Annotated in this window: 3 protein-coding genes; 1 reads left to right on the forward strand and 2 read right to left on the reverse strand. The window is 38.9% G+C overall.

From position 1 onward, the window contains the following. Window positions 1–221: RNA-binding S4 domain-containing protein (locus AC30RD_RS09890; RefSeq protein ID WP_489494400.1), on the reverse strand; the 221-nt coding region annotated here is incomplete at its 3' end. A gap of 62 nt (window positions 222–283) precedes the next feature. On the opposite strand from AC30RD_RS09890, the gene AC30RD_RS09895 reads away from it, so the two are divergent. Beyond that, window positions 284–769, forward strand: a complete 486-nt coding sequence (locus AC30RD_RS09895; protein WP_489494401.1) for an FtsW/RodA/SpoVE family cell cycle protein — start codon at window positions 284–286, stop codon at window positions 767–769. Here AC30RD_RS09895 and AC30RD_RS09900 read toward each other — a convergent pair. Beyond that, window positions 679–1,032, reverse strand: coding sequence for a hypothetical protein (locus AC30RD_RS09900; protein ID WP_489494403.1), 354 nt, complete (start codon window positions 1,030–1,032; stop codon window positions 679–681). The two genes, AC30RD_RS09895 and AC30RD_RS09900, sit on opposite strands and share 91 nt — an antisense overlap. Between the last annotated feature and the right edge of the window lie 28 nt (window positions 1,033–1,060).

Here is a 1,060-nt window from a genome sequence, read left to right on the forward strand (position 1 = left end):
ACCTCCATCGCTTCTTTTTCAACTGCATGGGGAAACTCCACTCTTACTTTTTGATTTGCTTTGAGTTTCACTCCGGGGCGCTTGAGAGGTTTTTCATCTACAAACACGCAGTTTTTCTTTATAAGTGCTGCAACCTGTGAGCGTGTTTGAGATAAAACCTCCGCAAGAAAAACATCGAGTCGCTGGGGCGTTTGAGATATATACTCTTGTGTATTTAACATTTTTTGCTTCCTTTATGATACAATCCCGTTTCTAGAGTATAAATTTATTTGGAGTTATAAACTTGTGGAGATTTGATAAGAGTATTTTATCACAATTTGACTTTTTTTCTATCATTCTTATCATCCCTTTGGTTATAACTTCCAATTGGCTCATAGGAGAAGCTGTTCCAGCCCTTGCCCAAAAACAGATAGCCTATGTCGGTGTTGCCATTTTTGCCTTTATAGCTGTTTTCCTGTTGCCTATCCGAAGGATGAATTGGGTTATTCCTTTTATTTATTGGGGGAATATCCTTTTGCTTGTGGCAGTAGAGCTTTTTGGATACGCCAGACGTGGAGCAAAACGGTGGATTGAACTCCCTTTTATCCATGCAACAATCCAACCCTCCGAATTTGTCAAACCTGCACTCATTTTAATGCTTGCCTATCTTATTCATAAAAACCCACCCCCAATCGGTGGTTACAGACTGAAAGATTTTTTACGTTTAAGCCTGTTAAGCAAGAAATCTTTTTCCATGCCCAATATCCCCTTGAGTTTATCGGCAGCATAAGTTTTATCTTCAATCTCTGAAGGCACGGCATAGAGAGAATCGGAGGCAATATTATAACTTAAAGGGTTTAAGTCTCTATCGAATATGGTTCCCCTTACGGGCTTCAATTCCGTATAGAAATTATGCTGTTTTTCGGCAAGTCTTTTCAGGTAGCTGGCTCTGAAGAATTGGATGAAAAAAAGGCGGAATACCAACAAAAGCAAAAAACCAAGAAAGAAAAAAACAACAGCATGGAAGCGAAAATGATGCTTTCTTATATACACGATTAGACCTTTCGTCAAATGGTATTAC

Source organism: Nitrosophilus sp., assembly GCF_982775275.1.